Annotated in this window: 13 protein-coding genes; 8 read left to right on the forward strand and 5 right to left on the reverse strand. The window is 65.4% G+C overall.

Annotated elements, in window-relative coordinates; genetic code table 11:
* Nucleotides 1-68 precede the first annotated feature (68 nt).
* From AB0O89_RS12150 to AB0O89_RS12160, 3 genes are read right to left on the reverse strand one after another with little or no spacing between them, the layout of a single operon-like run.
* Nucleotides 69-2,342, reverse strand: coding sequence for a heavy metal translocating P-type ATPase (locus AB0O89_RS12150; RefSeq protein ID WP_228179438.1), 2,274 nt, complete (start codon nucleotides 2,340-2,342; stop codon nucleotides 69-71).
* The gene (locus AB0O89_RS12155) at nucleotides 2,339-2,668 is read right to left on the reverse strand and encodes a cation transporter (RefSeq protein WP_228179439.1); all 330 of its coding nucleotides are present in this window, start codon (nucleotides 2,666-2,668) and stop codon (nucleotides 2,339-2,341) included. Before AB0O89_RS12155 ends, AB0O89_RS12150 begins: the two co-directional genes overlap by 4 nt.
* Nucleotides 2,669-2,700: 32 nt before the next feature.
* Nucleotides 2,701-2,982 carry a metal-sensitive transcriptional regulator gene (locus tag AB0O89_RS12160; RefSeq protein ID WP_228179440.1) on the reverse strand — a complete coding sequence of 94 codons (282 nt, stop codon included), beginning with the start codon at nucleotides 2,980-2,982 and terminating at the stop codon, nucleotides 2,701-2,703.
* 289 nt (nucleotides 2,983-3,271) lie between these two features.
* Between AB0O89_RS12160 and AB0O89_RS12165 the strand changes: the two genes are divergently transcribed.
* The 3 genes from AB0O89_RS12165 to AB0O89_RS12175 are packed head-to-tail and all read left to right on the forward strand — an operon-like array spanning nucleotide 3,272 to nucleotide 4,764.
* Nucleotides 3,272-3,547: a hypothetical protein gene (locus tag AB0O89_RS12165; RefSeq protein ID WP_363497904.1), complete on the forward strand. Its 276-nt coding sequence runs from the start codon at nucleotides 3,272-3,274 to the stop codon at nucleotides 3,545-3,547.
* A 28-nt stretch (nucleotides 3,548-3,575) separates the two neighbouring features.
* Nucleotides 3,576-3,980, forward strand: a complete 405-nt coding sequence (locus AB0O89_RS12170; protein ID WP_363497907.1) for a hypothetical protein — start codon at nucleotides 3,576-3,578, stop codon at nucleotides 3,978-3,980.
* Nucleotides 3,973-4,764, forward strand: a complete 792-nt coding sequence (locus tag AB0O89_RS12175; RefSeq protein ID WP_363497910.1) for a hypothetical protein — start codon at nucleotides 3,973-3,975, stop codon at nucleotides 4,762-4,764. Before AB0O89_RS12170 ends, AB0O89_RS12175 begins: the two co-directional genes overlap by 8 nt.
* A gap of 55 nt (nucleotides 4,765-4,819) precedes the next feature.
* Here AB0O89_RS12175 and AB0O89_RS12180 read toward each other — a convergent pair whose 3' ends face one another.
* Nucleotides 4,820-5,206, reverse strand: a complete 387-nt coding sequence (locus tag AB0O89_RS12180; protein WP_363497913.1) for an ASCH domain-containing protein — start codon at nucleotides 5,204-5,206, stop codon at nucleotides 4,820-4,822.
* The gene (locus AB0O89_RS12185; RefSeq protein ID WP_363497916.1) at nucleotides 5,206-6,729 is read right to left on the reverse strand and encodes a hypothetical protein; all 1,524 of its coding nucleotides are present in this window, start codon (nucleotides 6,727-6,729) and stop codon (nucleotides 5,206-5,208) included. Before AB0O89_RS12185 ends, AB0O89_RS12180 begins: the two co-directional genes overlap by 1 nt.
* A 207-nt stretch (nucleotides 6,730-6,936) precedes the next feature.
* On the opposite strand from AB0O89_RS12185, the gene AB0O89_RS12190 reads away from it, so the two are divergent.
* From AB0O89_RS12190 to AB0O89_RS12210, 5 genes are read left to right on the forward strand one after another with little or no spacing between them, the layout of a single operon-like run.
* Nucleotides 6,937-8,751 (forward strand): class I SAM-dependent DNA methyltransferase, encoded by a 1,815-nt coding sequence (locus AB0O89_RS12190; protein ID WP_363497919.1) that lies wholly within the window; start codon nucleotides 6,937-6,939, stop codon nucleotides 8,749-8,751.
* A complete protein-coding gene (locus tag AB0O89_RS12195; RefSeq protein ID WP_363497922.1) occupies nucleotides 8,748-10,601 on the forward strand; it encodes a DUF262 domain-containing protein in 1,854 nt (617 codons plus the stop codon). The genes AB0O89_RS12190 and AB0O89_RS12195 overlap by 4 nt, the downstream gene beginning before the upstream one ends.
* Nucleotides 10,601-11,986 carry a hypothetical protein gene (locus AB0O89_RS12200; RefSeq protein ID WP_363497925.1) on the forward strand — a complete coding sequence of 462 codons (1,386 nt, stop codon included), beginning with the start codon at nucleotides 10,601-10,603 and terminating at the stop codon, nucleotides 11,984-11,986. The genes AB0O89_RS12195 and AB0O89_RS12200 overlap by 1 nt, the downstream gene beginning before the upstream one ends.
* Before the next feature lie 56 nt (nucleotides 11,987-12,042).
* Nucleotides 12,043-12,333 (forward strand): type II toxin-antitoxin system RelE/ParE family toxin, encoded by a 291-nt coding sequence (locus AB0O89_RS12205; RefSeq protein ID WP_363497928.1) that lies wholly within the window; start codon nucleotides 12,043-12,045, stop codon nucleotides 12,331-12,333.
* A gap of 45 nt (nucleotides 12,334-12,378) precedes the next feature.
* The gene (locus AB0O89_RS12210) at nucleotides 12,379-13,434 is read left to right on the forward strand and encodes an ImmA/IrrE family metallo-endopeptidase (RefSeq protein WP_363497931.1); all 1,056 of its coding nucleotides are present in this window, start codon (nucleotides 12,379-12,381) and stop codon (nucleotides 13,432-13,434) included.
* Nucleotides 13,435-13,436 lie beyond the last annotated feature (2 nt).

The raw sequence follows: 13,436 nt of genomic DNA on the forward strand, positions 1-13,436 counted from the left end.
GGTGTGCGTGGTGATCGTGCTGGCTCATGATGAGCGTCCTTCCACTGTTCACATCCAGCAGATGCAGGTCAGACCCGGGCGGAAACGCGGGCCGGTTCAGGGGTAGCGGTCGTCGAGCTCGCCGGGATGGTGCGGAACCCGCGCAGGCGCAGACTGTTCGTGACGACGAACACCGAGGACAAGGCCATCGCGGCCGCGGCAACCAGCGGGTTCAGCAACCCGGCCATCGCGACCGGGATCGCGGCGACGTTGTACGCGAACGCCCAAAACAGGTTGCCCTTGATCGTCCCCAGGGTGCGGCGTGCCAACCGGATCGCGTCAGCGACGACCAGCAGGTCACCCGAGACCACGGTGATATCGCTCGCAGCGATCGCGGCATCCGTTCCCCCGCCCATCGCGAGACCGAGGTCAGCGGCAGCGAGAGCAGCGGCGTCGTTGACCCCGTCACCGACCATCGCCACCACACGCCCGTCGCCCTGTAGCTGGCGGACCACGTCGAGCTTCCCGGCCGGGGTTACCCCGGCGTGCACCTGGTCGATGCCGACCTGTCGAGCGATCTCCCGTGCAGCGCCATCGTTGTCGCCGGTGAGCAGCACCGGTGTCATACCCAACGCCCGGAACCGGGCGACCGCCTCCGCGCTGGTGGGTTTGACTGTGTCGGCGACCGCGATGATGCCCAGGTGGGTGCCGTCACGACCGATGGCGACGACGGTCGCTCCCGCGGTTTGCAGCTCGTCGGCGTCGTGCTGCAGCTGCGCGGTGGGGTGAATGCTCCACTGCTCCTGCAGCCAAGACGGACGGCCGGCGACGACGAGAGAGCCTGCGACGATGCCCTGCACCCCGAACCCGGCGTGAGAGTCGAACGTCTCCGCCGGCGGGACGGGGACGCTTCCGGCGACGATCGCGCGGGCAACAGGATGCTCCGACCCGAACTCCACCGCCGCGGCCGCGGCCAGCAGCTGCTCCCGGGTGACTCCGGGTGCGGGGTGGACGGCTGTGACGGCCATGGTTCCCGTGGTGACGGTGCCGGTCTTGTCCAGCACGATCGTGTCGACCGTGCGGGTTTGCTCCAGTACCTGCGGTCCCCGGATGAGGATTCCCATCTGAGAGCCGCGACCGGTGCCCACCAACAGAGCGGTCGGCGTGGCCAGCCCGAGCGCGCACGGGCACGCGATGATGAGCGTCGCGATCGCGGCGGTGAACGCCAGCTCCACAGACCCGCCGACCAGCAGCCAGCCCGCGAACGCGGCGATAGCCAGCATCATCACGATGGGCACGAAGATCCCGGACACCCGGTCCGCGAGACGCTGCACGCGGGCTTTGCCGGTCTGCGCCTCCTCCATCAGCCGCCGCATCCGCGACAGTTCGGTGTCCACGCCCACGCGGGTGATCTCCACCGTAAGCCGGCCGCCGACGTTGACCGTCGCACCCACCACACGGGAACCCGCACCGACCTCAACCGGGGCCGATTCGCCCGTGAGCATGCTCGCATCAATCGCCGAGGACCCGTCGACGACGAGTCCATCGGAGGGGATCTTCTCCCCCGGCCGCACCAGAACGGCATCCCCCACCATCAGCTGGCTGACCGGGACTCGCTGTTCCACACCATCGACGAGCTTGACGGCGTCTTTCGCTCCCAGCTCCAGCAAAGCGCGCAGCGCCTCAGAGGACGACTTGCGGGCGCGGGCCTCGGCGTACCGGCCCGCGAGGATGAACACCGTCACCAACGCGGCGACCTCGAGGTAGATCTCATGCCCGCCCGCCCGCGGGGTGCCGATGAGAGTAAACGTCATCGTCATCCCGGGCATACCGGCGCCACCAAAGAACAGGGCATACAGCGACCAGCCGAACGCGGCAATCACCCCGACGCTAATGAGCGTGTCCATCGTGGCGGCACCGTGACGGGCGTTAACCGCCGCAGCACGGTGAAACGGCCACGCGCCCCACACCGCCACCGGGGCGGTGAGGGTGAGCGCCAGCCACTGCCAGAACTCGAACTGCAGCGCGGGAATCATCGACAGCACCGCGACCGGCACCGACAAAGCGGCGCTGATCAGCAGACGCTGCCGCAGCGAAACCAGATCGCGGTCCACCGGCGCACCGGGTTCACCCGCAGCCTCGACGACCGTCGGCGCAGGAAGCGCCGCTTGGTAGCCGGCGGATTCGACCGCCGCGATCAATGTGGCCGAATCGACGTCCTCACCGCGCACGCGAGCCTTCTCGGTGGCGTAGTTGACGGTCGCTTCCACACCCGGCAGCTTGTTGAGCTTCCGCTCGATCCGCGTCGCACACGACGCGCAGGTCATCCCGGCGATGTCGAGCTCGACATCGACCATGCTCATGACGGGCTGCCGGCCACGGCGTAGCCAGCCTCCTCCACCGCCGCCTCCACGGCAGCAGCAGGGATCGCCGTCGAGCTGCGGATCGTCACCCGCGACGCGCCGCCCGCGTTCAGGTCCACCGACACACCCTCGACCCCGTCGATCGCGGACAACTCCTCGGTGACGCTCGACACGCAGTGCGAGCAGGTCATCCCCGTCACCAGCACGTCAGCCGTCACGGCCGCCGTGGCCGCATCCGCGGTCTCGGGGGTTGATGCGGTCGCGCAGCAGGCGCAACCAGCGCCGGTGTCCTTCAAGCCCAGGTCGTTGCGGTTCTCGGTGTTCATCATCGTCTCCTCGTCGTGAGTGGGCAGGTGGGTCAGGAACGGACCAGACGGGCGATCGCCTCGTTGGCTTCGCGGATCTTCTCGTCCGCAACGGCACCACCCTCGGCGCTGGCTTCGGCAACACAGTGCGAAAGATGGTCACCCAACAAAGACAGCGCGACGGACTCAAGGGCCTTCGTGGCCGCCGAGACCTGCGTGAGGATGTCGATGCAGTACTTGTCCTCCTCGACCATCCGCGCGATCCCACGAACCTGACCCTCCACGCGACGCAGCCGCTTCAGAAGGTCATCCTTGCTCGCCGTGTAACCATTCATGGCAAGTACCATACCCCCCTACCGTATGTAGAGCAAGCGATTCGATTCACGGACTCACCCAGAAACCTTCAGTGACTTGGGGGACGGAGATCGCCGGGCAAATGCGGTGAAGCGACAGCAGGCAGCACCGCACGGATTGGTCAGTGGCCCTTGGTGCTGCTTGCCGCCATCAATCTCCGCGGAGGACGAGGATGCGCGACTGACCAAAGTTTGCTCATCGCCGAAATGTCCGAATGGCCTTGGGACGATCGATGAGCCCGGCGGCACTTCGACCGCCAATCACGCCGGAATGCTGACGTTGGCCTGGTGGGACGAACATGGCAACGGACCGACGTGCGCCGAACTCATCGAGGCGGTCTTCGAGATCGATGATTGGGATGCCGCGATCGAGGATCCCGGACGAACACTCTTCGAACGCCACGAACAGCGCGACCTGCTTCAGCGATGGCTCATCAGCTACTGGACTCGGCTCGGAACGATCGCGTTCGTCCCGGGAATCGACGACATCGTCCGGCCAGGACGCGTCGACGTGATGGCCGAGGCGAACCGAACCGAGTCCGCGTAGATTGGCCAGTTCGGATCGAGGAGGACGCGTGCGAGAGCTCATCATTGGCGGGCGCTCCATCACGGTCTCCCACGTCGAGACCGAGACGACTGAGTATGGCGACATCCAGCGCTACCGCATCGATGTGTCTGGCTCGGATGCCGTCACCCACCTGTCGAGCCTGCGCTCGTCGCCCAACGTGGATGCCCGGGTCATGGCGTCGGTGATCGACACCGAGCTGCTGCTCGGCTACGAGGGGAGCAGAGAGTCCGGCCTCCTGCGCGATCCTGGGATCCGCGCATGGCGCGACCAACACCGCCCCCTCATCGAACAGGCACTGGACCGGCTCCGCGACGAGATGAAGGATCTTTCTCCTAAGCCGGTGAGCGACGTGGAACGGCTCCTCCTACGCACCTTCGACATCGACGGCGACGACGAGGTTCACGGTGCTTGACTATCCGACGTTCGACTTCGATCACGTCGACTTCGTCACCTCCGACACGCACTTCAGCCACGCCCGCATCAGCGAACTCGCCGGTCGACGGTACGCCACGGTCGATGAGATGAACGACGACCTTGTGCGCCGGTGGAACGACATGGTCTCGCCCAGCAACGTTGTCCTTCACCTCGGTGACGTTGCGCTCGGCCCGATCGAGGAATCGATAGGGCTCACCGCGCGGCTCAACGGGCGCAGGATGCTCGTACCCGGGAACCACGATCGCGTCTCGCCCGCGACACAGTCGAAACGGGCGATCGAGCGATTCCTGCCCATGTACGAGGCCGCGGGGTGGGAGATCCTCCCAGAGGTCATCGAGGGCACCCGCCGCGGGTACCGGATCATTGCCTCGCACTACCCCTACGCCGGCGACAGCCAGGAGCAGGATCGACACACGTCGCATCGCCCGCGTTGGGACGACGGTATCCCACTTCTCCACGGGCACACGCACGCCCGCGACCACGGTCCGAACGGTCACCAGTTCCACGTCGGCGTCGATGCCCACGGCTTCGCACCAGTTCCGTTCCGCGTGATCGACGACTGGATCCAGAGCCTGCCCGGAATCGAGACTCGGCTGCAGACAGCGATTCGCGAGGCTCGAGGGGTCCTCGCCGACCTCGACGACACACCGTGGCCTGCCATGGACCACATGTTCTACATGCAGGCCTACGACGTGCTCCACATGCACCTCGAGGAGTTGCTCGAGGCGCTTGAGCAGGGCAGAGACGCCCGAACCGCGTAAGCATACGTGCACCGTTGTTGCAGGGCACGCACGTCGGCTCACGGAGAGTTGCGGTTCAGGCTGGGACCAATCCGGGATCGTCTGCCGCAAGGTAGGCGAAGCTCTGCGGCACCGCCGGGCGCGCTTCAATGTCGGCGAGAGCGAGCGGCGCGCTGAACCGCTCGGCGTCGGCGACGAGGATCGCGACGGCGGCGGCGGCGTCGCCGTAGTAGCCGAAGAACGCGTCCTGCTCGATGACACCAATCTCGCCGTACGCCTCCCAGATGTGGCCGGGTGTGGCTTCGATGATGTCGTCGATGGTGAAGCGCCCGACTACGCGGCTGACGGGCGCCGTGGCATAGATCAGCACCGTGCGGATGTCCTCGGCGAGACGGCGCTTGCGGAACTCCACCCGCTTCGTTCCGTCGAGGATCGCGTCGGCGTAGCGGGGGTGGATCGCCATCAGCGCCACGCGTTCAGCTGAGCTTCGACCCATGCGATCCCCCCTTCGTTCTTGATGCGGACAATGGACTGAGGCCAGGTCGTTACGACCTTATGGGACACGAGCTCACTGATAGGCCAGGGCGGCTCGGTGAAGCGGTCGTGTCGGAACAGAATGGTGAGTACCGCCTTGTCATCCTTGTGCAGTTCGGCGACATCAGCGGCGGAGTAGACGGTGCGTTTGAACGAGAGCTCGATCGTCTCGCGGGGGTCCGCCGAGCGATGGGATCGCTCGGCAACACCGACGGCGACCACTGCGCCGTCGCCTCGACGGCCGCCCTGGGAGCGATAGAAGAGCAGCGTCGAGCCGGCCGGGATCTGCTTGGTGGGCGAGTGGCAAAGGTACGCCTTGCGAATCGCGTTGCCGTGCGCCTTCGGGGTGGTGAACGTACCGGGCAACACCGTGATCGATGGCCCCATGAACGTCGCGTCCGGGAAGAGGTCTTCGTACCATTGCGGGGTGATGGGGATGACGAAGATGGGTTGGCCCGCGCGCACGGCAGGTGGGCCGTACGCGATGTGGTGCTCGAGACCGTCGAGCTCGGCTGGCCCCGGAGGGTCGAGAGTCTTGAGGTAGACACCTTCCTCGCCGGACTTGTCCGCGACGCGCGTGAAACCGAAGTCGACCAGGAACTCGATGAGCCGGTCCTGCTTGTTCTGCACTTCCACGAACAGCTCACCAGGTCGGCCTGGCTCGGCGTCGGCCCAGCGCAGGACCGCTTTCAGGAGTAGTTCCCCGAGCCTCCGGCCGTTCGCGGCGTCGCCGACCTTGAATGTGGCGAGCTTGATCGCCTCCTGTCCGGCCCGGGTCGGGTGTGCATCGCGCATCTTCACGAGCGCGATGGCCTCGTAGGTGCCGTCCGGTGCACGGATGATCCAGGCGCACCGGGTCGCGGACTCCTTCTTGACCTTTGCGATCCACCGATCGAATCCGGGGCTGTAGTCGGCGCGGAGGCTGTCGAAGATCGGCTGCGCCGTATCGAGCTGGTAGGTCTTCATGAGCTCGACTGACGGAGGGGGTGCGGGCGCGTCGGGATGCCATGCGGACAACTGCGCGGCAGCCTCACCTGGCCGGAGCACCTTGGCCTCGTGACCGATGGCGATTGCCCGCCTGCGGAGCTTTGAGTCGTTGGTGACCAGGAAGTCGACCGCGCCGACGTGTAGCGCGGTCAGGATGCGGGCGTCGCGCTGATCGTTCGGGCCGGCCCCGGCAGGGAACACGTCCCGGACCTCGTCGGGGATGGGGATCTCCTCGATCGCTGCGTACTTGGCGTAGGCGGCAATGTTCTGCGCCCGGTGCGTGGCGTTCGCTGTCTCGCGCAGGTCGTCCAGCGTGGCCGGGTGGACTAGTACGTCGTGGCCGTGCTGGCCAGCGATACGCAGGAAGGTACTGACTGCGGACTGCAGGGGCTCGAGCTCACCTGCGTATGGTTCGGCGGCGATGACGACGTTGGTGTCGATTAGGAACGACATCTTCGTCTGCATCTCGCGAGATCCTCCCTCGGCGCGATGCTATTGCGACATGGAAGGTTCGCGCGGGAGCGGCGCCCGCGCGGCCGGCTTCGCGTCGGCCGGAGGGTTGGCCGGGAAGCCACGGCCCGCCACCACGAGCCGCAACCAACCGACCCTGGCACGCGCGCTTGACTACGCTGAACAGGTCGCCCGAATGCGACCGCGACAGAAAGAGAACCCGTGAACCAGGCCGTGCATCAGCAGATCGTCAGCTTGATCTGGGGTGTCGCCGACGACGTTCTTCGCGACCTCTACAACCGCGGCAAGTACCGTGACGTGATCCTTCCGATGACGGTGCTGCGTCGTCTCGACGCGGTGCTCGAGCCCACGAAGCAAGCCGTGCTCCAGCTCCAGAAGACGCTAGACGACGCAGGCATCGTCAACCAGGAGCAGGCGCTGCGCGACGCGGCCGGCCAGGATTTCTACAACACCAGCGAGTTCCGGCTGCGCGACCTCACCACGGCGACCGGGCAGACGAAGCTGCGGCAGAACTTCGAGGCATACCTCGACGGCTTCAGCGAGAACGTGCAGGAGATCATCAACAACTTCGACTTCCGCCATCAGGTGCCCAAGCTCGTCGCTGCGGACGCGCTCGCCCTGCTGATCGAGAAGTTCCTCGACCCGCGCATCGACCTCTCTCCGGCCGGTCTGGACAACCACGGCATGGGCTCGGTGTTCGAGGAACTCGTGCGCCGCTTCAACGAGGCGAACAATGAGGAAGCCGGCGAGCACTGGACGCCACGCGATGTGATCCGCTTGATGACCCGGCTGATGTTCGAACCGATCGCCGACCGCATCCCCGCCGGCACCTACACGCTGTACGACGGCGCGATGGGTACCGGCGGCATGCTCACCGTTGCGCAGGACACGTTGACCCGGATCGCCCGAGGCAAGCGGATCGACACGCACCTGTACGGGCAGGAGATCAACGCCGAGACCTATGCGATCGCGAAAGCGGACTTGATCCTTACCGGCCAGGGCCGCGCCGCGGACAACATCAAGGGCGGCCCAGAGTACTCGACGCTCTCGAACGACGCGTTCGGCCACATGACGTTCGACTTCATGCTCTCCAACCCGCCGTACGGAAAGTCGTGGAAGACCGACCTGGAGCGGATGGGCGGCAAGAAGGGTCTCTCCGACTCTCGCTTCATCGTGGAGCACGACGGCGAACCCGAGTTCAGTCTCGTGACCCGCACGAGCGACGGGCAGATGCTCTTCATGGCGAATCTGCTGGCGAAGATGAAGAACGACACCCCGCTGGGATCACGCATCGCCGAAATCCACAACGGATCGAGCCTGTTCACGGGAGATGCCGGGCAAGGCGAGTCGAACGCACGCCGATACCTGATTGAGAACGACTGGCTCGAAGCGATCGTCGCCCTGCCGCTCAAGCTCTTCTACAACACCGGCATCGCCACCTACGTGTGGGTCGTCTCCAACCGCAAGGAGGAGCGCCGCAAGGGCAAGGTGCAGCTCATCGACGCGACCGGGTGGTCGGTTCCGCTGCGCAGGAACCTCGGCCAGAAGTCGGTGGAGCTCTCCGAGGCCGATATCGAGCGCGTGCTCGCCGCTTACGACGCCTTTGACGAGGCCGACCCTGCGGTCAGCAAGGTGTTCGACAACCGCGACTTCGGCTACTACAAGATCGTCGTGGAACAGCCGCTGCGCGATGCTGATGGCGGCATCGTCAGAGACGGACGCGGCCGCCCGAAGGCCGATCCGGCACTGCGGGATACCGAGCAGGTCCCGCTGAACGAGCCCGGAGGAGACGACGGTGACGGCATCTACGCGTTCATGGCTCGCGAGGTGCTGCCCTACGCCCCGGACGCGTGGGTCGACCGCACGAAGACGAAGATCGGATACGAGATCAGCTTCACGCGTCACTTCTATAAGCCCGCGCCGTTGCGCACACTCGAGGAGATCCGCGCCGACATCCGAGCTCTGGAGGCGGAAACCGAAGACCTCGTCCGCGAGATCGCAGGGGGAGTCGCATGACCACAACCGACCGCACCATCGACGGCGTCGCGAAGACGATCGCCGAGGTGCTGGAGAAGAAGAAGTACTCGATCGACTACTACCAGCGCGAGTACAAGTGGGAGTCGAAGCAGCTCGCCGAGCTCGTGGCCGACCTGACGGCGAAGTTCCTCGAGCTCTACGAGCCCGGCCACGCCCGCCGGGACGTCGCGAAGTACCCCGGCTACTACCTCGGATCGATCATCGTGTCGCAGAAGGGCTCACAGCCCTTCGTCGTTGACGGCCAGCAACGCCTCACGAGCCTCACCCTGCTGCTCACCTACCTGCGCCGCCTGCAGCAGGATCGGGACGACCAGGTAGGCATTGACGAGCTGATCTATTCCGAGAAGTTCGGCGAGAAGTCCTTCAACCTCGACGTTGAAGACCGTCTCGACTGCATGGACGCCCTGTTCGAACACGGCGAGTACGAGCCGCCGGCGGAGGCGCCCGAGTCGGTGCGCACGCTGGTGTCCCGGTACGCGGAACTCGACGATCTCTTCCCCGAGGAAGTGCGGGGAGACGCTCTGCCGTTTTTCATCGACTGGCTGAAGGATCGCGTGCAGCTCGTCCAGATCACCGCTTACAGCGACGACGACGCGTACGCGATCTTCGAGACCATGAACGACCGCGGCCTCAAGCTGACGCCCGCGGACATGCTCAAGGGCTACCTGCTGGCGAACATGGAAGCGGGGCGGCAGCGCACCAGGGCAAATGACCTCTGGCGCAAGCGCCTGCGCCGGCTGGACGAGCGTGCCGAGGACGCCGGCTCTGACTTCCTGAAGACCTGGCTGCGCAGCCAATACTCGACGAAGATCCGTGAGCGCCGCAGGGGCGCGAAGCCAGAGGACTGGGACCGGATCGGCACCGAATTCCACCGCTGGCTGCGCGGTGCTCACGAGACAGTCGGGCTGACCACGCGCGAGGCGTTCTACGGATTCGTCGCGCGGGACTTTGAGTTCTATGGCGAGCAGTATGTGCGCACCCTCGACGCCGCCTCGGGCCCTCTGGATCCCGCGAGTCGCCTGCGGTTCATCCGCTACAACGCCGACTTGGGCTTCACCTTGCAGAACCAGCTCCTGCTCGCCCCGCTCGTCGTCGGCGAGGGCCCGGAGACGATCGACCGCAAGCTCGAGCTCGTCGGCCGGTTCACCGACGCCCTCGTCGCCCGCCGCATCTGGAACAACAAGTCCATCGCATACTCGACGATGTCGTACGCAATGTTCCTCATGATGAAAGACATCCGCGGGCTCGGGGTCACCGACCTCGCCGCGGCGCTGCGCGACGCCCTGCTGAAACTAGACGAGACGTTCGACCTCGACGGTCCGTCCGTGCATCAGCAGAACCGGCGCCACCTGCACCACCTGCTCGCCCGGATGACCGATCACGTCACGGTCGCATCGGGCCAAGCATCGAACTACCTCGAGCTCAGTGGCGGCGCGAAGGTGAAGTACGAGGTCGAACACGTCTGGGCCGACCACTTCGACCGGCACACCGGCCAGTTCGCGCACGAGGCCGACTTCGCCCGTCACCGCAACCGCATCGGCGACCTGCTGCTGCTACCCAAGCAGTTCAACGCCAGCTACAGCGACGACACGTACGCGCAGAAGCTGCCGCACTACTTCGGACAGAACCTCCTGGCCGCGAGCCTGAACGAGCTGAGCTACACCCGGAACCCCGGCTTCCGCGCGTTCGTCCAAGCGAGCGGCCTGCCATTCCGCGCCTACGACGAGTTCACGGCGGAGGCGATCGTGGAACGCGGTGAGCTCTACCGCGACCTCGCGAAGCTCGTATGGAACCCGGACGACCTGCTCATCGTCGCCGAGGGCGTGTAGTGCTCGGCGACCTTCCGGCGTATGACGCCCGTGTTGCAACCAGCCATCAGGCGCTGGCGGATGCCCCCGCCCACTGGCGCGTGGCGCCGATGCGTTCGCTGATCCGGCGACGATCCGAGCGCAACCGCGCGGACCTTCCGCTCCTGACTGTGGCTCGCGAGCGGGGCGTCTTCGTGCGCCGTGATGACGACGGGAATCACAATGCGATTCCCGAGGATCTCTCGAACTACAAGATCGCGCGTCAGGGCGACCTCGTCATCAACAAGATGAAGGCTTGGCAAGGATCGCTCGGGCTCGCGCCGGTCGACGGGATCGTGAGCCCCGCCTACTTTGTTTTCGACTTCAGCATCGACAATCGGGCGTTCGGCCAGTACCTGCTCCGCAGCAAGCCTTATGTGGGTCTCATGGCGGCCGCATCGGACGGCGTGCGGATCGGGCAGTGGGATCTCGTGACGGATCGCTTCCGAGCTCTCCCCGTGCTAATCCCGCCTACGGAGGAGCAGGCGGCGATCGTGACTTACCTCGGGCACGCCCACGCCCGCATCGACCGCGTCATCGCCGCCAAGCGCCGCCTCATTGCCCTACTGGAGGAGCAGAAGCGCGCGGAACTTAGCGCCATGATCACCGCCAGCGGAGTCGAGACGGACAATAGGTGGTTCCCTCGGCTGAAGCCAGGCTGGCGCGCGGTAACGCTTGCTCGCGTCCTCTTTCGCGCTGTCGACGGTCCCCACTTCTCGCCCCCGTACGTAGACGAAGGAGTTCCGTTCCTCTCCGCGCGCAACATTCGTGCTGGCAAGTGGGTGTTCGAAGACATGAAGTTTGTCTCACACGACTTGGCCGACGAGTTCGACAGACGCATCCAACCGGCCGTTGGAGATGTCCTGTACACGAAGGGCGGCACGACCGGAGTCGCAAAGGCCGTCGACTGGGACAAGCGATTCCAGGTCTGGGTGCACATCGCCGTCCTCAAGCTCCGGCCCGAGCTCGTGCGTCCCGAGTTCCTCGAGATCATGCTGAACTCGCAAGAGTGTTACGTGCAGTCTCAGTTGGAAACGCGCGGTGCGACGAACCAGGACCTCGGGCTTTCACGGATGAAGCGCATCACGATTCCGCTAGCCCCCTACGATGAGCAGGCATCGTTCGTGCAGCAGGTCGGGGCGCAGTCTCAACGCATCGACGAGGCGATCGACCACGCTCGGCGCGAAATTGAGCTCCTCCGCGAGTTCCGTTCGCGGCTCACCGCCGACGTCGTGACGGGGCAGGTCGACGTGCGCGAAGTCGCGGCGACGCTGCCACGGCTCGATCCGAATGAGATGCCGGCGGATGTCGGGGAGCAAGACGAGGATGATGTCGATGACGACCTCGACCCGGCCGAAGAAGCATGACCTCCGCCATGGCGCCCATGCGGCATCGAGTGTTACGATCTAGGTAACATATCCATATGGAGATCGGTTACGCGACGCGCGACCTTGAGCGCCTCTGCACTGACGAACGTCGGATGCAGAAGCATCTCGGGGCACAGGTCGCGAAGACCCTCAAACTCCGCATCGCCGAGTTGCGCTACGTGCAGGAGATGAAAGATCTGCTGCTGGGCACCGGGAAGTGGGAGGAGCTGAAGGCTGACCGTGCGGGTCAGTGGTCGGCCCGACTCACCGCGAACTGGCGGCTGATCGTGGAGCCCGCGAGCGACAGCATCACCATCATCATCATCGAGATCATCGACTACCACTGAGAACTCACGAAGACGACAGAACCAAGAACCCGAAACGAGAAGACCATGTCCGCCACCCCGAACTACGTCGTCTCCACAGGCGACTACATCGCCGAGTGGATGGAAGACGAGGGAATCAACCAGGCCGAGCTCTCGCGGCGGCTGGGTACTTCGCGCAAGCATGTCAGCGAGCTGCTCAGCGGGAAGGCCTCGCTATCGCACGAGGTCGCGCTCGACTTGGAGCGCGTCACTGGCGTACCTGCCCGCCTTTGGAACCTATACGAGAGCGGCTACCGCGGCGACCTCGCCCGCCGCGCCGAGGATGAAGTACTGGCCGCGCAGTATGACAGAGCGGCAACGTTCCCGATCGCGTATCTCCGCAAGTTCAAGCTCCTCACGGCACCGGCCGCCGACCGCGCGGGCACTGTAAGGCAGTTGCTCGGCATCCTCGGTGTCGCCAGCTTCGACGCGTTCGAGGCGACTTGGCGTGAGGGCAGCGTCGCTTACCGGCGTTCAGCCGTCGGTCGTGACGACCTGCCTGCGGTCGCCACCTGGTTGTCCCTTGCCGAGCGTCACGCCGACGGCGTAGGCGATCTTCCCGACTTCGATCGGGCACGGCTCACCTCGCTCATCGACGACCTGCGCGCCCTCACCGCCACCGAACCGGAGACGGCCATTCCACAATCGGTTGCTGTGCTCCGATCGGTCGGCGTGGTGCTGTGCTTCGTCCCCGCAGTGCCAGGCCTCGGTCTCTACGGAGCAACTCGGTGGATCGCTGGCCACCCTGTGATCCAGCTATCGCTTCTGCGGAAGACTGACGACCAGTTCTGGTTCACACTGTTCCATGAACTTGGACACGTCCTCCTGCACGGCGAGAAGGAGCTTTACCTGAACGGCAACGGCGGCTCTGCGGAAGACGAGGCCGACCGCTGGGCCTCAGACACGCTCATTCCACCTGACATCGCCGAGCGGCTCCCCCGCGATCGAAATCTCAGCGCGGTCGGCGCGATTGCCGCCGAGCTTGGCATCGCGCCCAGCATCGTGCTCGGACGCATCCAGCGCGAGACCAAGGACTATGCCTGGGGCCACGCGCTGAAGCGCAAGTTCGAGTTCGCGGCCTGAGC

This window comes from Microbacterium sp. NPDC076895 (assembly GCF_040687115.1).
Taxonomy (GTDB): Bacteria; Actinomycetota; Actinomycetes; order Actinomycetales; family Microbacteriaceae; genus Microbacterium.